The following is a 21481-nucleotide window of genomic DNA, read 5'->3' as shown; positions in this document are numbered from 1 at the left end:
ACTTTTCTGGGTCCAAAAATGTTTACTATCTGTTACAATCGGATTGTTTCTATTTTATCGTGAAATGGAAAAATTCTTAACAATAACTTTAAAAGAATCGAATTCAAGTATGCATAAAATTGCCAAAAGTGTCGCTGTAGTCCTAATCACACTTGCAGCTACGGCCTGTAGTAGTAAACAGGGCGAAGACCCTGCGATGACAAAAAGCTCACCAGAAGTACTGTACTCTCAGGCTAGAACCTCAATGGAACTAGGGAATTACAGTAAAGCTGTGCGTTCTTTAGAAGCCTTGGACTCGCGCTTTCCCTTTGGTCCGCACAAAACTCAAGTGCAGCTTGACCTAATTTATGCCTATTACAAACTTGACGATCCAGCGTCAGGCATTGCGAATATCGATCGTTTTATTCGCTTAAACCCAACTCATAAAGATATTGATTATGTTTACTACATGCGCGGCTTAGTCAATATGCAGTCTGATCGATACCTATTTCACGATATGCTAAATATCGATCGTTCTGACCGCGATCCAAAAGCTGCGCAAGATGCATTTAAAGATTTCGATAGACTTATTAAGTCTTATCCAAACAGTAAGTATGCAGCAGATGCCCAAAAACGCATGCAGCACCTAAAAAATAGGTTGGCACTTTACTCGATCAAGGTAGCTGAATACTACATAAAAATGAATGCTTGGAGTGCAGCAGCTGTACGCGCCCAGTCAGTTTTAGAGACCTACCCAGGTACACCATCGGCAGAGAAAGCACTTGAAATCATGTCTACCGCCTATGGCGAGTTAGGACAAGAAAAGCTTAAAGATCATGCACTCATGGTTATGAAGGCTAATTTTCCAAACAATAAATTAGTCGCGAATTAAGCTTAACAACCTGCATATTTGACAATCAAAATAGGCCTCATATGAGGCCTATATTTTTTGTACAAAACTTGATTAAGGTTGTACTTATCTACGATGTAACGATTATATTCATCATGGTCGTTAAATCCATCATTGCTGATCCGCCTTCAATTTCACAGACATCGCCTTTGATTTTTCCACTAGCCACCATAAGTAAAGTACTGGCAGCATTAACACATCAAAACCCCAAGCAAATATCACTACTAAACAAGACAGCAAACTCAATTGGCTTATAGGCGCAAACTCCGACAGCAAACCGATAGAAAAACCCATCGCTATTGTCAAAGTAGTAAAGCTGATCACAGGTAATACTTGTTGCAGACTTAACCATAAACTGTCTGCGCTAGCGCGAACAATGCCTTTATTTTCCGAATTAAACCGCAATGGATGTGTGTTAGGCAGCTTAAGCATTAGATGCAAAGTATCATCAACAATAATGCCAAGCATCATAGCTAGCACTACCGCTGTGCCTAAACTGATAAAGCCACCGTTTAACTGCCATAGCGCAAACACCCAAAGCAAGGGTAAAAAGTTAAGCAGCAGCCCTATAACACCATAAATCAGTGAACCTTTTAAAACACTCAATAATACAGCTAAAGCGATTAATGCAGCTGCAAACGAAAGCAACATATTATTGGCGTTATCAACACTTAAATGAGCAAACAGTAGGTTGCTCCCCAGCGATTGACTAACACCGACATTGAGATTTTGTGCTGCTAACCAAGCATCGACTTTACGCTCAAACCTAATCAACTCTTTTGCAGTCATTGGTTGTAGGTACAAGGTCACTAAACTGGCACGCTTATCCTTTGCCAGTTCACTGGCAAGCCCCAACTGGTTTACGTTATTTTGCGATAGCAATTGCCTAAATTGAGTTTGACCGATCCCCGCAGCTTTTATCCAATCGCCTATATGCTGCACCTTTATCACTTCAGGCTGCTTTTTTAAATAACGGCTAAATTTATAGATAAAGCTGATTTCAGTTTTATCTATCTGGCTATCGCGTAAGCTACTAACCACGTAATGTTGCAAGTTAATCCCTGAAAAATACTGCGCCATTTTTTGGCTCGATAAACTAAAAGGGGTTGAAGATTCAAAGTAGCTTAAAGGGTCATCATTCAATGTTAACTTGCTGACACTGACCAGCGCCAAAGCACTCAACAACAAAATGCCGCCAATTACAGCTTTAGGCTGACGCGCATTGTATTTAGCAACATCAACTACCTTATCAAAATTCAGTATTTGGCTTGATGTTGGAGTAGAAAATTTGGCGAAGAAAATTAAGCTAGTTAAACATAGTAGATAGTTACATAGCACCGCAAAAGCAACCAAGATCCCAAAGCTTTGGATCGGTGGAGAAGGACTCAGGGTTAACAGGCTGAAGCCAAATATAGTGGTAATACTGGAATAAAATAGTGGTGCTTGATTTACCTTAACAGTGTATCGCAAAGCTTCAGCCACACTAACACCTGCGGTTAACTGACTACGCCAGCCAAAATATAGGTGTGAGCCATAAGCTAAACCTAAGGTCACTATAATCACAGGTATAAACGCGCTAATAGCAGCTAGCGTCAGCTTAAACCAAGCGGCCACCCCTAGGGTCAATAACAAGGTGATTACGTTATTCAAGGTTAGCGCCAACACCCAAGCCTTTTGCCGAATAAACAGCAGTGCCATTAGGAAGATAATTCCCAGCAAAGCAGGAGCAAACCAACTAAGATCATGTATTAATACTTTAGCGTATTGCCAATTTAACGCATGAGTACCGTTAAAATGCACTCGAACGTTAAGCGGTTGCCAATAAGCATGACTCGTATTATCGAGCTTTGTTAGTAGCGCATTGAGCCACAGGCTTTGCGTAGCAAAATCTGACACCTTACTACTATCCAGTTGCAACTGCAGTAATATGGCGTGCCCATCCGCCGACAACACCGAGGATAATCTAGGGTGAGCTTTGTAAGATAAGATTTTTTCTGTTTTTGCCATCCCCAACACAAATTGGCTATAGCCACTAACACTGCTGATATTTGGGTCGTTATTTAGCATGACTAAAAACGCTTTCAGTGCTTGCTGTTCATTGCTATCACGCCAGTCATTGTCGCTTTCAAGTAGCATCCACAACTTATCGTGACGTTCAAATTGCTCTGTCATGCTATTAAGTGCGGTTAAACGCGGATCTGATCCTACAAAGTAATCGCTAAAATCAACATCAAGCTGTAAGCGGTTATACCCACTCAACGCAAACACCAATAAACAGCCTATCACTGCAAACATCGCAACTGGATGACGCTGAACCTTCCAGATAATACTTATTTGGCGCAGCACTTCTTTCTCCCTTTCCTGCCTATTTCTTAAAACCCAATAACCTGCATGACTAACAACAAAACTCTCGTAAACTTTGGATCAGTTAATCGTTATTATCTTTGGTTGCTCATAACTAACGCTAAACGATTATTTATTCAACGCTCAAGCAAAAAAAATCATCTTTTTGTAAAAATGGGTTGACTCAAATCGGTAAAAGCCTTTTAATAGCGCCCGTTGCCCGAATAGCTCAGTCGGTAGAGCAGAGGATTGAAAATCCTCGTGTCCCTGGTTCGATTCCGGGTTCGGGCACCAATATTTAGTTTAGGTGTCTAGCAACAACTAAACCGGCAACAAGGCAAATTAAGACCTTAAGTTGCAATAAAAAAACCTCGCATAGCGAGGTTTTTTTATGCCTAAAATTTAATGCCAATCAATACGATCCTTAGCAAATTAAAAAGCCCCGAGAAAACTCGAGGCCTCTTTTTAGTTTTTTGGTTTTAAGCTCTAAACCTTAAACTTACTCACAGCATCTTGTAAAAACTCTGCTCGCTCGCGTACATCTTCAGTAGCACTTGAGTTTTGTGTGGCCACATCGGCAGTCTCCTGAGCAATATCACGGATCACCACCACGTTTTGATTCACTTCTGCAGCCACCATACTTTGCTCTTCAATTGCGGCAGCTATTTGCGTGCTCATATCAAGAATATTAGTGACATCACTATTGATCTGCTGCAATAGCGTACCTGCCGATGCCGCTTGCTCAGCACTCTCATTGCCTTGGTCGCGACTCGCTTGCATTAAACTAACAATCGAGTGAGTTCGCGCCTGCAATGTTTGTATAATCGCGGCAATTTCTTCAGTCGACTCTTGAGTGCGCATTGCTAAACTACGTACTTCATCGGCAACAACAGCAAAACCACGACCTTGTTCTCCAGCTCTTGCCGCTTCAATCGCTGCATTCAGTGCCAACAAATTAGTTTGCTCGGCAATACCACGGATCACATCAAGTACGCTACCAATGGTTTCACTGTCTTTTTCTAACTCAGCGACGACACTCGCCGACTGATTGATTTGTTGCGCTAATAGCTCAATTCTTTCAATCGTATGCTCTACCCCTGTTTGACCTGATTGAGCATTATCATGAGTCATACTGGCTTTATCCGCTGCTAACTCAGTATTTTTGGCAATTTCGTCAATAGTCGCGCCCATTTCAGTAATTGCTGTTGCCACCATATCTGTTTCATTTAACTGGTTTTCAGCACCTTGAGATGCCTTAGCCACGTTAGAGGACAGTTCTTGGCAAGATTGATTCATGGTCTCTACAGACTGGGTTACTTGATGAATAAGCTGTTGGAAGCTTGCGACCATGCTATTAAAGTGACTCGCAATTTGCCCCAATTCATCATTAGTTGATTCATCACAGCGCATAGCCAAATCTTTGTTTACTTCGATATGCGTAATGACCTCTGTGATCCGCTTTACTGGTTCTATAATGCTGCGAATAATCGTTAAGGTGGCAAATACCAATACCAATGCAATCAAAACCGCTATCGATAGCCCTACTACAAATGCTGAATTTTGCTTTTCAGTAATCGTATTTAGCGCGAGTGACTCCAGCTGCTTTAACGCGGTTTCTGTCGTGGCGACAGCTTTACGCAACTGCCCCAGCTCTCCTTCAGATATACTTAATCCAAGCTGCTGCTCTTTACTTACGAGGGCTTTGAAATCTGCATCATATTGCTTTATTAATTTACTCACTTGCAGCTTTGATTCTGCCGCCAGTTGTGAGCTTAATAACAAACTATTGAACTTATCTAAATTGGCGTCAAATTTAGCCATATAGCTTAAATTGCGTCTGAGCATGAAATCTTTTTCTGCTCGTCTTAATTGCAGCATCTGCACCATAAGCTTTGGCTCATTATAGCGATTAACAACCTCTTCCACTTGGTGTACTGCATCACGCAAAGTGCCATATAATCCAGTCTTAGGTGTTAAACCTATTTGCTGACTCAAACTCGTCACTTGTGCAAAAGTATCACTGTAACTTGCTAAAGACTGCTCAAATTGACTCAAACTAGTTGTGGCAATATCGTACTTATCAAAATCACTTTCTAGTTGCACTACAAGCGCTTTCACTTGTTGTTGATTTTCTTGATGCTGGCTAACATATCTCACATCGTTTCTTGATAAAAAATCCTTTTCATCTTTACGTAAACTCAGTATTTCATTTTTTAACGTTGCGATACGCAGCGATGTTCCTGCAAGCTCGCTTTGTACTTGACTAAAATACACTTGAAGGCCAAACATAGCAGCTAATGCTGCAATCGATACCCCTGCACTAAGCAGCAATTTATCCCTAATTAGCATGTTACATCTCTTTTTATAATTGGCTTATATCGCTTTAAACATACGACTTTGCATGTTTATAAAACCTGTATCGTTATTATCGACCAATTTTACAATACATTTAGATACAAAAAAGCCTCTTTAGTGTAAACAAACGGCAACAATCATCTGCTAGGAATAAAATTTGACATAGATCACAAAACAAGTTGACCTAAGCATAACCTTGGGAATAGTATAAAATATACCAATATGGAGGTTACATGTTTGTCATCAATGCAGAATCGGTCCACCAGTCTCTTAATTTTCCAGATTTAATCAACGCGCTAGCAGAAACATTTTCACGTCCAGCAGGGACGCCGCAACGACGAGTATTTGAATTAGATAATTCAGCTGAACATCACGACGCCTTTGCGGTGCTACCTTCATGGAATGAGCAATCAATTGCCGTTAAAGCCTTCACTTACTTTCCTGACAACCCTAAAAAGTCACCACACCTTTCCAGCCTCTACTCCAAAATAATGCTATTTAACCGAGCAACTGGTGAACCCCAAGCACTTGTCGACGGCACCAGCGTAACCTTTTGGCGCACGGCCGCTATTTCAGCACTAGGTAGCCGCTATTTGTCTCGGGAAAATTCAAGCAACTTGCTCGTTTGCGGCACAGGTAATCTGGCTCACTTTATGGCTCTTGCACATGCTAGTGTTCGGCCAATCAAGCAGATTACTGTGTGGGGCCGCAGCGAAGTCAAAGCGCAACAAACTATTGAACGGATCAGAAATCAGCGCCCTGATATTGAAGTGATGCTTTGTACCGATCTCGAACAAAGTGTACGTCACGCTGATATAATTAGCTGCGCAACCGGATCTGCTACGCCACTATTTAAAGGCGAATGGGTACAACCTGGAACCCATACCGATTTTGTCGGCAATCATAATCACGATAAGCGTGAGTTTGACAGCCAACTCATTACAATGGGGTCGGTTTTTGTTGATTCAAAAGTCAATGTGTTTGCTGAAGCTGGCGAGCTACTCATTCCAGAAAAAGAAGGCGTTTTTGCACTAAGCCAAGTCAAAGGTGAATTAAGTCAACTTTGTAAAGCAGAAATTAACGGCCGTAATAGCGAAGATGAAATCACTATTTTTAAAACTGTTGGAACCGCACTTGCTGATCTTGTTGGTGCTCAACTGGTATTTGCAAAATTGAGCTAATCAATAACCTCTATAAATAAAGCTGTGGCTGCTACAGCTTTATTTAACTCCCCTCATTTCCAACCTTCAGCATGCTATTGCAGCTGCCACGAAAATAATTTCTATTGCATTTAAACCTTTTTAACGTTTGGCTATGTCTTATAGATATCTAACGTGCACAAGGAAATGCCAGTGACTGCGACAAAACAGGTATTGGAGTTAAGTCAACTTCAAGAACCTGAGCTAATAAATAGTGCCAAGCAAGGTGATAAACACGCTTTTAAACAGTTATACCAACTGCACCACCAGCGAGTGTATGCACTTTGCCTAAGGCTCACTGGCCAAGTATCACTGGCTGAAGAAGCCACCCAAGACTGCTTTGTACGGCTTTGGCAAAAACTGCCGCAGTTTCGTGGAGAAAGTCAATTTAGCACTTGGCTACACACACTTACTGTTAATCAAGCATTATCGAGCGTTAAAAAGCAGCGTAGTTTTTGGGCGCGCTTCGTGAGTAACGACATAGATATCAATCAAATCACAGATGAGTACGAAGACTTAGATAAAATTTTGCTGAAATTACCAGAAAGAGCCCGCATCGTATTTGTATTACATGCTCTTGAAGGTTACAAACATGAAGAGATCGCCAGCTTGATGGCGATCTCAGCAGGAACCAGTAAAGCGCAATACCACCGCGCGCAAAAATTGCTACAACAGCTAATGAGCCAACATTCGCTGAACAAGGTCAAGATCAGCCCCGCTGATAATGGAGGCCAGCATGGATAACTCAAGTAATAACAAGCTAGATCCCCAACTTGTAGAGCTAATCGAGCAAGCGCCAAAAGCAATAAAGCCGCAACAAGATCTTTGGCAAGGCATCGAAAAGCAACTCGATAAAACCGATTTTCAACAGCTAAATCTCAAAAGTAATCGCCCCCAACATTGGCGCCGTCTCGCCATTGCTTGCATGCTGCTATTAACAACCCTACTGGCTAACAATATGTGGCAAAGCCATTTGCGCTCAACAACGGATCCAGGTTTGTTATTAACACTCGCGGATATTCGTAAACAGCACTTGCAACAAGTCGAGCAACTTAGCCTACAGCAGCATGTTAATTGGCAAGGCACTCGATTAGGCGACCCGCTCGAGAAAGGAATTGAGCAGTTACGCCAAGCGGCTGAGCAGCTCTACCACGCTTTACAACAATCCCCCCATGACAAGGAACTATGGCAACTGTGGCTATGGACTCACGCAAAAGAAATTGAGTTATTGCAACAAGGTCAATCGCTGCCAACAACGCCACCATCTCAAGGAGCTTTAATATGATCGATAGATTTCTAAAAACCTTTGCTATTAGCGCATTATTGTTTAGTTATGCCAGCTTTGCAGCTGAGGCCGTTGACCAACAGCAAAATGTACAGAGCGAGCCTAACGTTAAAGTGAAAGTTCAGCGTGGTAAGGTCACATTCGAGTCTTGGGACAAAAACCAAATCTCAGTAACAGGTACCTTAGATGAACTTAGCCAAGGCTTTATTTTCAATGTTGAAGGTAACAAAGTCACTATTGAAGACAAACTGCCACGACAATATAACGGGCGCAATAAAGACGGCTCCGCCCTTACAATTACGCTACCTAAACAGCTTAAATTACAAGTCGAGGGCGTGTCGGCCGATTACGCGCTCGATTCATTAATCGGTAAGCTCGAGATCAGCTCTGTCAGTGGCAATATCAAAGCCAACAACCTGCAGCAAAATGCTTCATTGCAAACCGTATCGGGTGACATTTTAACCAGGGGTTTGAACGGTGATATAAATTTACAAACCGTATCTGGTGATATTAAAGATACCCAAAGTCAGGGCAAGGTTAACTACCAACTTGTAAGTGGTGAACTCACCGCCGATACTCAAGCCAGTAAAGTTTCTGTAGAGTCAGTATCCGGCGATGCGGCGATCGTTCTAGCCGAGGCGGATAGCTTAAACGTTAAGACGGTCAGCGGCGATCTTGAGCTTTCAGTTAATAACTTAACGAGCAGCGCAACCCTTGGAAGTGTCAGCGGAGATATCGATATTAAACTGCTAACAGCAACCGATATCATGGTCGATATCAATGGCGGCCCTGGTGGTAAAATAATTAATCAGCTGACCGATGATCCTGTCACAAAAGGCAAATATTCCCCACAAAGCTATTTAAGATTTCAAACAGGTAATGGCAATGCTGAACTAACGGTTTCAACCATAAGTGGTAAGGTTGAATTAACTAAATAACTCCCTTGCAGATAATCATGCTCTATATGCATACGGCGTAAGCAGTTGCATATAGGGCGCTTATCATTGCCCACTAATCAAAAATAGCCATTTAACTAATCTACCGAGCCCGACAACATCAACTGTAAAAAACGTTTCGCTGCAATACTGGTTTGAGTGCGCAACATCACCACACTAAAACATACGTCTAACTGCGGCATATCTTGCGGCGTGAATATGTGCAACTCGCTTCTGATACTTTCATCCAATAATGCAACCTGAGGCGTTAAGGCTAACATTTGAGAGTGTTGAATCGCGCCGATGATTGGTGGAAAAGCGTCGTAATGCAATAGACCAGAAAAGTCACTGCGATACTGAAAAAACAGATCACCAAACATATCGAGAACCCCAGCAGGTAAGTTCCTCGGAATAGCCAAAGGAAATCGTCTTATATCTGCTAATGTTAACGTTGGCTTACTCGCTAAAGGATGATCTTTTCTTGCACAAAATACCGCATTATAAGAGGGTAAATTAAAACTCTGTATTAACGCCTCATTACCTATCTCTTCGCCTTTAACATCGGTAACCAACAAGGATAGCTTTCCTTGCAATAACTTAGTTAAATTGTGCTGCCATGTGCCTTCTGATAGCTCAACGTGTACATCGGGGAAGCGGTCAATAAAACGGCCGATTGTTGGGCCTAAAATGGTATTTGCAGGCACCGGGCTTGCACCTATAGCTAGATGACCACTGCTTTTCCCCTGCAAATACTGCAGCTCTTTTCTCAGGGTATCAACCCCTTGAATAATCTCCTCACTATGACTTAAAACTAACTCTCCCGATGCCGTTAATGACATCGTTTGATGGCCACGGTTTAATAACTCCGTGCCTAATAAGTCTTCTAGTCGTTGAATGCTTCGGCTAAGAGAGGGCTGGGCCAAGTTCAATCGTTGCGCTGCCTTTTGATAATTTCCCTCTTGAGCCAACACGGTAAAGTTTCTCAAATGCCTAAATTCAATCATGATTCATCCCAAACCATCAATTAACAAAGCAACAACATACAGATGTTAAAATTTGTGAACAAGCCAGCCGGTGTTACAACTTGTATCAAAACCAAGGCAAAAGATACATAAAACCCATCAACACAAGTCATTGTTATAAAAGATTATTAGTTAAGAACAAACTAAACTGCATACAAAATACGCATAGCTTTATACGCATAACGCATTAGCTCTAAATGGTCATCTCTCGTTAAAAAAACAAAGCAAAACTAACAATTTTGCAACAATAAATAATAAGGAATGAACCATGAAACTCAAAAAAATTAGCATAGTAACGCTCGCAGCGTTGTATGCTACGGGCTTAGGGACACTAGTCGCTAACCCCCTATCAATAGATAGCAAAAATGGTGGAAATGAAGACCTTATCGGTATCAAGCTAACGCCAGAGCAAATCGAACAATATAAGAATAAACCAAAGCACCCTGGTGTAGAGCAAGTCAATCGTCCGGGCCAAGTTGGCATGAACGTCCATCGTGCAGCCAAAGGCAGCAGCCATAAAGCCCCTTTCGCGTGGGAAGATGAAATTGAAGGTGATCACACTTACATCATTCAGTTAATGGATTCTCCCATTGCCCTTTACCAAGGTGAGCGTCCTGAGTTTGCTGCAACTTCACCGCGCAGTAACCAGCCTGATATGCGCAGTAAAGAACGCTTTGGTACACTCGATGTTAAAAGTGATGCCGTTAAAAAGTATCGCAATTACCTCACTGAAGCCCAAGATCTCACCGCAAGCCAAATCAGAACTGTCGCGCCTCGTGCGGAAATAAAGCGCCGATTTAATGTAGCCTTAAACGGTATGACCATGGTGCTAAGTCAGCAAGAAGCTGCAAAAGTTGCTGAATTACCCGGGGTAAAAGCCGTGACTCGTGCCAAAGAGTACAAACTCTTTACCGATGTCGGACCTAAGCACATAGGAGCGGATTTAATTTGGCAGGGAAATGGTGTACCTAACAGTGTAGAAATGCGTGGTGAAGGTATTGTTGCTGGTATTATTGATACCGGTATTAACTCTGATCACCCATCATTTGCCGCAGTCTCGGGTGACGGCTATGTGCACACAAACCCACTAGGCGAAGGTAATTTTGTTGGTGATTGTGTTGACTACCCGAACATGTGTAACAGTAAACTCATTGGTGTACGTTCATACGATATCATTACTGACACATTTAAAGATCCAATTTTCCAGCCAGATGTGCCTGAATGGGAAGCTGACTACAAACGCGCTCCAAATGGCGAAGACTATAACGGCCATGGCTCTCATACTGCTGGCACAGTTGCAGGTAACGTTTTACATAATGTCGCCTTCCAGCTAGCTGGTATGGAAGAAAAGTCAGATGGCTTTGACACCCCACTTGTTTTCCCAGAGATCTCTGGTGTCGCCCCTCGCGCGAATATTATTGCCTATCAAGTGTGTTATCCAGGTGGTGGGTCATTTGGCGAAACCTACGGAGGTTGCCCGGGCGATGCATTGGTTGCCGCAATTGAAGATGCAATTATTGATGGTGTTGACGTAATCAACTTCTCTATTGGTGGACTTGAGTCACTACCTTGGTACGACGCAATCGAAATGGCGTTTCTATCGGCCCGTGAAGCCGGTATTTCTGTGGCTGCCTCTGCCGGTAACTGGGGACAATATGGCCCATCTTACATTGACCATGTATCGCCATGGTTGACCTCTGTTGCAGCGAGTACTCATGGCCGTCAAATTGAACCTATAGCAGGTCGAATTAGCGACTATGTTGGTGACAATGCACCTGATGATATTGAAGGCTACGGCATTACAGGTGATTTCACTGGTAACTTAGTTAATGCTGCTGACTATGGCGATGGCCTCTGTTTAGAGCCATTTGCTGAAGGTACCTTTGAAAGCGATGATATTGTTCTATGTAAGCGCGGTGACATTGCTCGAGTACAAAAAGGGATTAACGTCGCCGAAGGTGGCGCCGGTGCAGTTATTTTGTATAACGCTATCTCTTGGGATGATGGTCAAGGTGGTAATACGTTGAACTTAAACCCGTTCCCTATTCCTGGTATGCATATTGATATGGCATCAGGTAATGCATTAGTGGATTGGGTAGCAAATTCAACTACAGCACCGCAAATCAGCATTTATGCATCTGAACTGACCGCTGCTGAGCGAGAAGCTGATGTACTGGCCAACTTCTCATCTCGCGGACCAAGCACAACCAACCCTAACACTATGGTTCCAAACGTTTCTGCGCCGGGTGTAGATGTATTTGCTGCCTACGCGGATGAAATGCCATTTAGTCTTTATCCTGCGCCTAGCGATTATGTTGCCATTAGTGGCACCTCAATGTCAGGTCCTCATGTTGCGGGTGCACTAGCCTTATTAACACAAGCACATCCTCAGTGGTCACCAGCTATGATCCAGTCTGCATTAATGATGACTGCGCAATCAGGTAAAGCTTATAACAATGACTATCCACCAGCACTAGAAACCGCCAACTTCCATCAAATGGGTAGTGGTGTCATCAATGTAGCTAGAGCGGTAAAAGCTGGTCTGGTAATGGATGAGAATGGCGACAACTATCGCGCAGCTAATCCAATGGAAGGCGGCGACGTTACCGCACTGAATGTGCCGTACTTGGTTAATACAGAGTGCCAAAGCACCTGCACATGGATGCGAACCTTCACTGCCACCCAAGATGGTGAGTGGACAGTTGATACTGAAGTCATGGATATGGACGGTGCACCATTTTTAGAGCTTGAAGTCCATCCAAAAACTTTCTCAGTAAAAGCGGGCGAAACCCAAAGCATTATGGTAACGGCAAAAGTACTTGATGTAACGACGGTTAACTCAAGCTCTGCTGCATTAGACTTGTTTGGTAAAGTTCATCTTCAAGCGAGCGATAATGCCGTTCCTAAGCAATATCTGCCGGTTATTGCAAGCTTTAAGGGATCGAACCTACCTGAAATCGTATCAGGCCTTATCCATCGCGATAACGGTACGTTATTAACTCCAGATCTCATGACTAAAGAGATCGCTGAACTGAATGTTAAAGTTCATGGTTTAACCGCAGGTAATGTTGTTGAAAGTCAATTGAGTGCTGCTTATATCGACTTTGAAGATCCTCAAACAATAGCCGATAACCCAGGTATTAACGTTCACTTCTTCGATGTACCAGAAGGAACTGCTCGCATAGTTTGGGAGCAAGTGTCGCAAGATAAAGCTGCCGCTACATCATTAGATATCGGTATGGATCTCAATGAAAATGGTCTAGTTGAATGGTACGACGAAGCTATCTGTTATTCGTTTACCGATGTACAAGACTACTGTGCAATTAATAATCCTATGCCTGGTCGCTATTGGGCAATGTTAGGTAACTTCAAACGTCCATGGGGTGATGAAGAAGACACATTAGATAGCATCACTACCAGCCTTGCGGTTATTCCAAGCACAGACAATGGCGATCTAAGCGTTACTGGCCCACAAACAACTAATGGTATTGATCCTTACAACTTAGCCATGAACTGGTCACTAGATGGTGCAAGCAAAGGTGAGCGTTTTTACGGTTTAGTTGAAGTAGGAAACAGCGCTGATAATGTAGGCAACCTAGGTAAGATGGCGCTCAACTTAGTGCATGCGGGTGACGATGTAATGATTAGCACGAGTCAGCAGCAAGCTAAAGAGGGCGACATAGTTCAAGTTAACGTTCAAATGGCACCAAATATGGTTGGTTTAGAGCGTGACGTGAATATGCATTTAGCCCTTCCTGAAGGCTTACAGCTTATCGAAGACAGCGTTATGGCAAGCAGCAGCAATCAAGATTTAGCAGATGCACTTAGCGTTGATGGTAATCAAATTAGCTTAGCGACTATGCAGCAGGCTAGTAATGCTCAAGCACGCGAATATCAGTTCACTACCAGTGAAAACGATCTAACTTGTCGTGTTCCTGTAGGCTCTAACCCTTACTATTTAGACCTATACGATGAAGCTTATATCGAGCCTGAATTTGCAATCGCTGGTCGAGCAAATGAAACCATTACCGTTCCACTAAGTCTCTTTGGTATCGATAGGATCCCGCTATATAACAATAACCCTGATTATATGGAAAAGGACACATTAACTATCTCACCAGCAGGCTTTATCCAGCTTGATAGCATGCCTCTGTTCTGGCCACTGCACTTCCCTATGGAAGAACAGTTCTTCCCAGATACAGTTATTGCGCCACTTTGGCGAGGCGACGGTCTAATTGTCCCTGAATTCAATATGGAAACAGAAGCATATGACGGTGTGTCACTAGCCACAACGACTGACGGTCGATACCTTATCGTTGAGTGGGATAACATGCGCCAAGAGTTTGCCTTTGGCGTCAACTTTGACCCAGATTATGATGCTCGCTATAGCTTTGAGCTAATTGCATCTACCGAGTTAAATTTTGCCGCTGGTGAGCATGAGTTTATTTTTGCTTACGACAAAATGACTGGTGCTAAATCGCACTTAGGCTCAATTGGTCTACATGGCTTCCATGGTCCTCGAGGCACCTTTGGCCCCGCTTATGGCTACATAGGTGATGGTTATGCGTTCAACGATGTCGATGAGAAGGTATCTGAAGGTCTGGTTGTTTGTGCTAACTACTTTGGCCCAGAGCAATCAGCAATTGAACTGTCATTCTCTGCCCGTGTTAGCGCAGCAGCTGTAGGTCAAGATATACAAATCTCTGTAGATAGTGACTACACAGGTAGCGATAGCATCACCACCACATCTTCACTTAATGTGCCATCAAACCTAGCGATTGGTTCACTAAGTGATATGAGTGTTGATGAAAACGATAGCATTAGCTTTGAAGTCATGATTCAAGATAAAGAAAATACCGCGAATGGTATTCAAGTATCAGCTGATCACGTAACAGCTACGGTTGAAGGTAACATGGTGACATTAACTCCTGAAACTGATTGGTATGGCGAAACCGTTGTAAGCGTAACCGCTCACGATTTAGCGTTTCCAAATGATGCAGTTACTACCAGCTTTAAGCTAATGGTGAACTCTGATGGTGTAGAACCGACACCGCCACCAACCACAACAACGCCTGACGTTATTGAGCCTGAAAGCGATTCAAGTGGTGGTAGCTTAGGCTTCTTAAGCTTGGCGCTACTTGGTTTACTTGCTGCAGGTAGAAGGAAGCAACAATAACTCAATTCCTTAGCACTTTTAGGTTAAGTACATACCGTTTTCACAACGCTTAACCTTATTTTTGGCCCTCAGATTGAGGGCCTTTTTTTCAGTAAGATACTTATTTTACTGATTTAATCTCTGCTTCAGTTAAATAGCGCCATTCACCTAATTCAAGCTCAGTGTCTAGCTCAATCGCACCAATACTCTCACGATGTAACTTAGTCACTTTATTGCCAACAGCTGCGAGCATACGTTTGACTTGGTGGTATTTGCCTTCAGTAATGGTCAAGCGTGCTTGGTTAGCCCCCAAGATCTCTAAAACCGCTGGCTTAGTTAAGCCATCTTCATTATTTAACTGCACACCATCTGCAAACTGCTGGATCAAGTCTTGTGTTAATGGATCGGCAGTTTCTAACAAGTAACGTTTAGCGCATTCTCGTTTCGGCGAGGTAATTTTATGCGACCATTGGCCATCAGTAGTGATCAGAACAAGACCTGTCGTATCCGCATCCAAACGGCCGGCAATATGCAAATCCTCAGGGCGGATAACATCCAACAAACTGATCACTGATTGATACTCTTCATCGATAGTCGAACAAATGGTATCAACTGGCTTATTTAGCATAATAAAACGCGGACCAATAATGCTAAGCAGCTCGCCTTCAAGGCGGATCTCATGCTCATCAGTGACTTTAAAACCCGAGTTTTTAATCACTTCACCATTGCATGTCACATCACCACGATGAAGCGCTTTTTTGGCAGAAACACGAGTGTGAGACGTTGACTCACAAATAAATTTATCTAAACGCACAGGCAAAACTCAGCTTATATAACCATAATGGCCGCCATTATGAGGCCAGTGCGACTAAAGGGCAAAGTTTTGCTTACTTTGCCTATAAACAAACAACATGCTTTTGCAGCAAGCCTTTGAGCTACCATCGATAACAAGCTGTTCTACAAACCTAAAAACCAGTAGACGACTTTTTCGTAAAAGTGATTTGCCTAAATAGCAATTAGTTACAAACTGGCGCTTGTTCGAAGTACGCCAAAAACATTAACATAAGTAACCGTTTGTATAGCTACAGCCATAAAGCAGTCGGTACTTAAAGCGCAACAATATAGCGCTCTGCTAGTCGTAATAGATAAAACCGACTAGACACAATAACAACAATTGACGATACAGACTAAAGGAAGAACAAATGAAAAAAGTACTCGTTGGGGGCTTCTGCGCTTCCCTTATCGTTGGCCTTAGTGCATGTAATAGTGAACCAACCGAGGTCAAGGCACCTGAGGCAAGCAAAACAGAAACGGCAGTCGCTGTAGAGCAAGCACTGACCTCAGGTATTGATTTTGCTAATTTCGATAAATCAGTTCGCCCTCAAGATAACTTTTACGAATACGTAAACGGTACTTGGATTAAAAACACCGTCATTCCAAGCGATCGCACCAGCTCTGGTGCCTTTTATGATCTACGTGAAAAATCTCGTGATGACGTAAAAGTCATTATTGAAGAAGTTGCAGCAATGCCTAACCTAAAAGATGGCAGTGACGAGCAAAAAGTGGCGGCTTTATATAATTCATTTATGGATGTAGACACCCTTAATAAGCTTGGCGTAACTCCTATTGCTAGTGAACTTGAAAAAGTTAATGCGATTAAATCAAAAGACGAACTCGTTACCTACTTTGCCCGCAGTCAAATTCAAGGCGGCGGTACGCCAATGGCATTCTATATTAACGTTGATGCCAAAGACTCAAGCCGATACGCCACCCATATTTGGCAATATGGCTTAAGCTTGCCAGAAAAAGACTACTACCTAAATCAAGATGAGCGCTTTGTGAAAATCCGTAAAGCCTACCTTGAGCACATTGAAAAGATGTACACCTTAGCTGGTTTGCCAAATCCAAAAGAGAGTGCGGCAGCTGTTTTGGCGCTCGAGACCGAAATTGCGAAAAAGCACTGGGATGTGGTTGAAACCCGTGATAGCACTAAGACTTACAACAAATACCAAATCAAAGATCTACCAACGCTAGCCCCAGATATTAACTGGGACGGTTACTTAGCAACTCTTGGTGCCGACAAGCAAGCTGATATTATCATCAACCAGCCGAGCTATATCCAAGGGTTAAACCAGGTGATTAAAGACACAGATCTGGACACTTGGAAAACCTACATGCAGTGGCATGTATTAACTCACGCAGCCAGCAGCCTAAGTGAAGAGATTGATAACGAAAACTTCGATTTCTTTGCCAAGACCCTTAATGGTCAGCAAGAGCAAGAGCCACGCTGGAAGCGCGGTGTGTCAACGGTAAATAGCTTGCTAGGCGAAGTGGTTGGTAAAGTGTACGTTAAACGTCACTTTAAGCCGGAAGCTAAAGAACGTATGCAAGTTTTAGTTGAAAACTTACGTAGCGCCTATGGCGACAGCATTGAATCTCTAGAGTGGATGAGCGCTGACACAAAAGTAGCGGCTAAAGATAAGCTAGCTAAGTTCGATCCAAAAATTGGCTACCCAGATCGCTGGGAAGATTACAGCAAGCTTACCATTAAAGCTGATGACCTGTATGGCAACAATGTTCGAGCCAGTGAGCTTAGCCATGCTAAAGAGCTAGAAAAGCTAGGTAGCCCAATCCGTAAATGGGAATGGCACATGACGCCACAAACCGTCAACGCTTACTACAACCCAACCATGAACGAAATTGTGTTCCCAGCCGCAATTTTGCAGCCACCATTCTTTAATATGCAAGCTGATGATGCCGTTAACTATGGTGGTATTGGTGCGGTTATTGGTCATGAAATGGGTCATGGTTTTGACGACCAAGGCGCTAAGTTTGACGGTGAAGGCAATATGCGCGACTGGTGGACAGAGCAAGACTTAACTGAATTTGCCGCCCGCGGTAAAGCGCTAGTTGACCAGTACAATGGTTACGCTGTATTTGACGATTTAAACGTTAATGGCGAGCTTACTTTGGGTGAAAACATCGGTGATCTTTCTGGTGTCACAATCGCTTATCGTGCCTATAAAAAATCACTTAATGGTAAACCTGCACCTGTGATTGATGGCTTAACCGGCGATCAGCGTTTCTTCATTGGTTTTACCCAAATCTGGCGTGCAAAAATCAAAGAAGAGTCAATGCGCAATCGCGTAGCAACTGATCCGCATTCACCAGCAGAGTTCCGTGCCGTTGGTGCATTATCAAATATGCCTGAGTTCTATAGCACTTACGATGTTAAACCGGGCGATGCGATGTATATCGCCCCTGAAAAACGCGTCAAAATTTGGTAATTGAATGCTAAGTCCTAAGTCCTAAGTCCTAGGTCCTAGGTCCTAGGTTCTAGGTTCTAGGTTCTAGGTTCTAGGTTCTAGGTTCTCAAAATTAAAAGTTAAAAGCCGTTGATGCCACATTTCATCAACGGCTTTTTTTATTGTGAACTGTATTAAGGGTCACACTATGAACAAATGTTAATTTGCCATTCAGCCTAGCTTAAGCAATATCAAGTTAGATTACAGTCACAGCCACAAAATAGGACTGCTATGAACCGGATATTACGGACATTTTTCATCTTCTTACTGTTACTGTCGACCCGTACCGCTTTTGCTCACACCGTTGAACATCAGCAAAGCGATAGCAAAGATAACGGCAGTTACTGCTCCAAGCTCGCGCTGTCTAAAAACCTCGATGGCCTTACCGCAATTCAATCAATGCAGTATCAAGTGCCACGCCAAACCAGCAGCAATCTCGACGCCCTTTATAGCCAAGCTAACGATGCGCAACAAGAACTAGCGTTGTTACTTAACATTATCAGCGAAGGTTCACAGACTCAGTCTGTATTGGCTGATATCAAAAGCCGCGAAAGAGCGACTGCCAAAGTGCAAAACAAGCTCAATAACGATGCCAGTCAACTTACCGACCTAGTGCGAGCAAGCATTGTTAGCCATGATATTCATAACCTAATGCAAGCATTTGAGTTACTCAAAACAAGCAGCCAACTTGTTCAAGTTAAAAACCGTTTTGCCACGCCCAAAGAGTCTGGCTATCGCGACTTAAACCTATTAGTCAAATTACCAAAATCACAAATGATTGCCGAAGTGCAGCTGCACCTAGCCGACATTGCAGAAATCAAAAGTGGCGCCGAACACCAAGTTTACCAGCAGGTACAATCAATACAGGCCGCAGCTGATAAACAACAACGTGTTTTAAGTGAAATTGAAACAGCAAAAATCACCCAGCTACGTCAAGAGTCACACAAGCTATACCATAAAGCATGGCTTAAATATAAGCGTAATGACCAAGCTAACATGATCAGTGCCGCAGCTTAGTGATACTGCAAAGCAAAATCTACAGGAGCCTACTAGGCTCCTTTTTTATCCATCAGCAAACTTAGCGAGCAACAGCATAGTTACCGCTCATCGTTAGCCAAGCTGTTGGCGCAAATTAATTGTTCAACCTGCCCTTATTGGTGATTTACGTATATACTCCGCCACAATAGTTAAACCACCTAAGCACCGCTAACAGCATATGAACGATATCATTGAGCAACTCCGAGATATGAGCGAAACGGTTCCCGTACCGTTAGAGCTAGCAACTTTTGAGCAAATTGTTGAAGTAGAAGAAGAAATTCTAATTCAGCTTCCTATGGAGCTAAAAGAATACTTACTTTATGCCAGTGACGTTATTTGTGGCAGCTTAGAACCAGTAACAGCAAGCGACCCAAACTCACACACTTATCTACCTGAAGTTGCAGCTTATGCATGGTCAATTGGCCTACCACGTGAGTTCGTGCCAATTTGTCAGCAAGGCGATAGCTTTTTCTTCATCAGTCAAGAAGGTCAAATTCAACTTTGGCAAGAGGATGAGATCTATGAAGATGAGTCTTGGGAGTCATTCTGGGATTGGGCCGAAGAAGTATGGATGCGCAGCTAATCGCTATTACGCCATACCGCAATATTATTTAAGGAAACAACATGTCTAAAGAACTTGGCCTCAATGCCATTGAAATGCAGTACTTACGTCACTCTCTAGCACTAACCACTGCACAAGTTGCAGAAATTGGCAAAGTCACTGAAGCTGATGTTATCGCTTGGGAAGCCGGTGAAAAACCAGCTCACATGCCAGTACAGAAGAAGCTAATGGAAATTGACGAAGCTATCGAAATGCAAGTACTCAACACTTGTGATGGCATCGAAGAGCTATTTAAAACTGAGCCTAAACGCACGCTAAGCTTTGTGGTTTATCCAACTCAAGCACTATATGCTCAGTACAACCCAGAATTTTTAGGCACATTGCCACTTGCAGAGTTATATAACGTTTCTGCTTACCGTATTAAGAAAGAGTGCAAACTCATGCTAGAAGTTGACGTGGTACTTGTGCCATTAGACTTTGAATCATACAAAGCATTCCGCGATAAAGAAGGCTTAAAAGAAAGCCGTGAAAACCGCGCGCTTTGGGCTAAAACTCAGCTTTAAGTGTTAGGTCCTAGGTTCTAGGTTCTAGGTTCTAGGTTCTACATTAAAAAAGCATCCATCTATTTAGCATAGTGGATGCTTTTTTATTTACCGAGTGAAGAGAATTATTCCAGCTTACCCTCTTCTTTCGCCAAACCTTTAATCATAGCTGGACGTGCCGTTATGCGGTCGCGATAAGCTGCCAGCCTCGGTGGAATTTCTTGCTCAAAGCGAGTCGCCCACAGTAATGTGTGCCCCAATAAAATATCAGCAACAGTAAACTGTTCTCCCAGTAAAAACTCACTATCTGGTAACCATTGTTCAGCTATGGCAGCAGCCTTATCAAACTCCCACTTAGCAATGGGTAACATTGCTGCTAGTCGCTGCTCTTCAGGCAAAGCAAACTTGTGCTTGCCCATACTCCATAATGGCTGCTCAAGCTCACTGATAATGTAGCTCACCCACTTATGGTGCAGTGCAGAGTCATGAGTTCCTCCCCTAGGAAGCAACTTCCCCGCGCCATACTTTTCTGCGAGATACAGTACAATCGCTGCAGACTCTGTAATGGCATAGCCCTCATCAACTAATGCAGGTACCTTGCCACAAGGATTAACCGCTAGAAATGCAGGGTCACGACCATCGCCATTAGCAAAATTAATGTGCTGATACTGCCAATCAAGACCTAGTTCCTCTAACGTCCACGACACGCGTAACGAGCGGCTGCGTGGAATGCCATATAACTTAATCATCTGCATTTCCTCTTCGTCAATATCTTAAACAAACCACCAGCCAACTAACCTACGCCTAGTCGCCGACAATAGAAAGCATCAGAGTGTTTCAAAATAATATGC

The 21481-nt window shown here is 43.0% G+C and carries 15 protein-coding genes and 1 tRNA gene; 11 read left to right on the top strand and 5 right to left on the bottom strand.

Going from position 1 to position 21481, the window contains the following annotated elements; all coding sequences use genetic code 11:
- The first annotated feature begins 109 nt into the window (after window positions 1-109).
- On the top strand, window positions 110-871 hold the full coding sequence (locus L884_RS0104650) for an outer membrane protein assembly factor BamD (RefSeq protein WP_028766391.1): 762 nt from the start codon (window positions 110-112) through the stop codon (window positions 869-871).
- Window positions 872-1000: 129 nt separating this feature from the next.
- On the opposite strand, the gene L884_RS21770 is transcribed toward L884_RS0104650, so the two are convergent.
- Entirely contained in the window at window positions 1001-3235 is a 2235-nt protein-coding gene (locus L884_RS21770) for an efflux RND transporter permease subunit (RefSeq protein WP_245603066.1), read from the bottom strand.
- 215 nt (window positions 3236-3450) lie between these two features.
- On the opposite strand from L884_RS21770, the gene L884_RS0104640 reads away from it, so the two are divergent.
- Window positions 3451-3526: transfer RNA gene (locus tag L884_RS0104640), tRNA-Phe, on the top strand.
- 192 nt (window positions 3527-3718) lie between these two features.
- On the opposite strand, the gene L884_RS0104635 is transcribed toward L884_RS0104640, so the two are convergent.
- The gene (locus L884_RS0104635; protein WP_028766390.1) at window positions 3719-5581 is read right to left on the bottom strand and encodes a methyl-accepting chemotaxis protein; all 1863 of its coding nucleotides are present in this window, start codon (window positions 5579-5581) and stop codon (window positions 3719-3721) included.
- A gap of 239 nt (window positions 5582-5820) precedes the next feature.
- Between L884_RS0104635 and lhpI the strand changes: the two genes are divergently transcribed.
- The 4 genes from lhpI to L884_RS0104615 all read left to right on the top strand — a co-directional run bounded on the left by lhpI (window position 5821) and on the right by L884_RS0104615 (window position 9009).
- On the top strand, window positions 5821-6768 hold the full coding sequence (lhpI, locus tag L884_RS0104630) for a bifunctional Delta(1)-pyrroline-2-carboxylate/Delta(1)-piperideine-2-carboxylate reductase (RefSeq protein ID WP_028766389.1): 948 nt from the start codon (window positions 5821-5823) through the stop codon (window positions 6766-6768).
- A gap of 171 nt (window positions 6769-6939) precedes the next feature.
- On the top strand, window positions 6940-7530 hold the full coding sequence (locus L884_RS21765; RefSeq protein ID WP_245603065.1) for an RNA polymerase sigma factor: 591 nt from the start codon (window positions 6940-6942) through the stop codon (window positions 7528-7530).
- A complete protein-coding gene (locus L884_RS0104620) occupies window positions 7523-8071 on the top strand; it encodes a hypothetical protein (RefSeq protein WP_028766388.1) in 549 nt (182 codons plus the stop codon). Before L884_RS21765 ends, L884_RS0104620 begins: the two co-directional genes overlap by 8 nt.
- On the top strand, window positions 8068-9009 hold the full coding sequence (locus L884_RS0104615) for a DUF4097 family beta strand repeat-containing protein (RefSeq protein WP_028766387.1): 942 nt from the start codon (window positions 8068-8070) through the stop codon (window positions 9007-9009). Before L884_RS0104620 ends, L884_RS0104615 begins: the two co-directional genes overlap by 4 nt.
- Before the next feature lie 95 nt (window positions 9010-9104).
- Here the strand turns inward: L884_RS0104615 and L884_RS21760 are convergent, their stop codons facing one another.
- Entirely contained in the window at window positions 9105-10010 is a 906-nt protein-coding gene (locus L884_RS21760; RefSeq protein ID WP_051435537.1) for a LysR family transcriptional regulator, read from the bottom strand.
- 286 nt (window positions 10011-10296) lie between these two features.
- Between L884_RS21760 and L884_RS23380 the strand changes: the two genes are divergently transcribed.
- The gene (locus L884_RS23380; RefSeq protein ID WP_028766386.1) at window positions 10297-15204 is read left to right on the top strand and encodes a S8 family serine peptidase; all 4908 of its coding nucleotides are present in this window, start codon (window positions 10297-10299) and stop codon (window positions 15202-15204) included.
- A gap of 100 nt (window positions 15205-15304) precedes the next feature.
- Here the strand turns inward: L884_RS23380 and rsuA are convergent, their stop codons facing one another.
- Complete coding sequence (gene rsuA / locus L884_RS0104600; RefSeq protein ID WP_028766385.1) at window positions 15305-15997, bottom strand: 16S rRNA pseudouridine(516) synthase RsuA; 693 nt, start codon at window positions 15995-15997, stop codon at window positions 15305-15307.
- A gap of 388 nt (window positions 15998-16385) precedes the next feature.
- Here rsuA and L884_RS0104595 point away from each other — a divergent pair, with 388 nt between their 5' ends.
- The 4 genes from L884_RS0104595 (at window position 16386) to L884_RS0104580 (ending at window position 20651) form a co-directional block, all read left to right on the top strand.
- Window positions 16386-18470, top strand: a complete 2085-nt coding sequence (locus L884_RS0104595) for a M13 family metallopeptidase (RefSeq protein WP_028766384.1) — start codon at window positions 16386-16388, stop codon at window positions 18468-18470.
- A gap of 249 nt (window positions 18471-18719) precedes the next feature.
- Window positions 18720-19505: a RelA/SpoT domain-containing protein gene (locus tag L884_RS0104590; RefSeq protein ID WP_028766383.1), complete on the top strand. Its 786-nt coding sequence runs from the start codon at window positions 18720-18722 to the stop codon at window positions 19503-19505.
- Between the two features lie 199 nt (window positions 19506-19704).
- A complete protein-coding gene (locus tag L884_RS0104585; protein ID WP_028766382.1) occupies window positions 19705-20109 on the top strand; it encodes an SMI1/KNR4 family protein in 405 nt (134 codons plus the stop codon).
- A gap of 41 nt (window positions 20110-20150) precedes the next feature.
- A complete protein-coding gene (locus L884_RS0104580; protein WP_028766381.1) occupies window positions 20151-20651 on the top strand; it encodes a DUF4447 family protein in 501 nt (166 codons plus the stop codon).
- 104 nt (window positions 20652-20755) lie between these two features.
- Here L884_RS0104580 and L884_RS0104575 read toward each other — a convergent pair whose 3' ends face one another.
- Window positions 20756-21379 carry a glutathione S-transferase family protein gene (locus tag L884_RS0104575; RefSeq protein WP_028766380.1) on the bottom strand — a complete coding sequence of 208 codons (624 nt, stop codon included), beginning with the start codon at window positions 21377-21379 and terminating at the stop codon, window positions 20756-20758.
- Window positions 21380-21481 lie beyond the last annotated feature (102 nt).

It is taken from the genome of Shewanella fidelis ATCC BAA-318 (genome assembly GCF_000518605.1).
Taxonomy (GTDB): Bacteria; Pseudomonadota; Gammaproteobacteria; order Enterobacterales; family Shewanellaceae; genus Shewanella; species Shewanella fidelis.
The sequence above is the reverse complement of the archived record's forward strand: the minus strand, read 5'-3'. Positions and strand labels throughout refer to the sequence as shown.

What these genes read in the sequence shown, in the direction of transcription:
- L884_RS0104650 (WP_028766391.1), top strand. Translation starts at nt 110, where the DNA reads ATGCATAAAATTGCCAAAAGTGTCGCTGTAGTCCTAATCACACTTGCA.
- L884_RS0104635 (WP_028766390.1), bottom strand. Translation starts at nt 5,581, where the DNA reads ATGCTAATTAGGGATAAATTGCTGCTTAGTGCAGGGGTATCGATTGCA.
- lhpI (WP_028766389.1), top strand. Translation starts at nt 5,821, where the DNA reads ATGTTTGTCATCAATGCAGAATCGGTCCACCAGTCTCTTAATTTTCCA.
- L884_RS0104620 (WP_028766388.1), top strand. Translation starts at nt 7,523, where the DNA reads ATGGATAACTCAAGTAATAACAAGCTAGATCCCCAACTTGTAGAGCTA.
- L884_RS0104615 (WP_028766387.1), top strand. Translation starts at nt 8,068, where the DNA reads ATGATCGATAGATTTCTAAAAACCTTTGCTATTAGCGCATTATTGTTT.
- L884_RS21760 (WP_051435537.1), bottom strand. Translation starts at nt 10,010, where the DNA reads ATGATTGAATTTAGGCATTTGAGAAACTTTACCGTGTTGGCTCAAGAG.
- L884_RS23380 (WP_028766386.1), top strand. Translation starts at nt 10,297, where the DNA reads ATGAAACTCAAAAAAATTAGCATAGTAACGCTCGCAGCGTTGTATGCT.
- L884_RS0104595 (WP_028766384.1), top strand. Translation starts at nt 16,386, where the DNA reads ATGAAAAAAGTACTCGTTGGGGGCTTCTGCGCTTCCCTTATCGTTGGC.
- L884_RS0104590 (WP_028766383.1), top strand. Translation starts at nt 18,720, where the DNA reads ATGAACCGGATATTACGGACATTTTTCATCTTCTTACTGTTACTGTCG.
- L884_RS0104585 (WP_028766382.1), top strand. Translation starts at nt 19,705, where the DNA reads ATGAACGATATCATTGAGCAACTCCGAGATATGAGCGAAACGGTTCCC.
- L884_RS0104580 (WP_028766381.1), top strand. Translation starts at nt 20,151, where the DNA reads ATGTCTAAAGAACTTGGCCTCAATGCCATTGAAATGCAGTACTTACGT.
- L884_RS0104575 (WP_028766380.1), bottom strand. Translation starts at nt 21,379, where the DNA reads ATGATTAAGTTATATGGCATTCCACGCAGCCGCTCGTTACGCGTGTCG.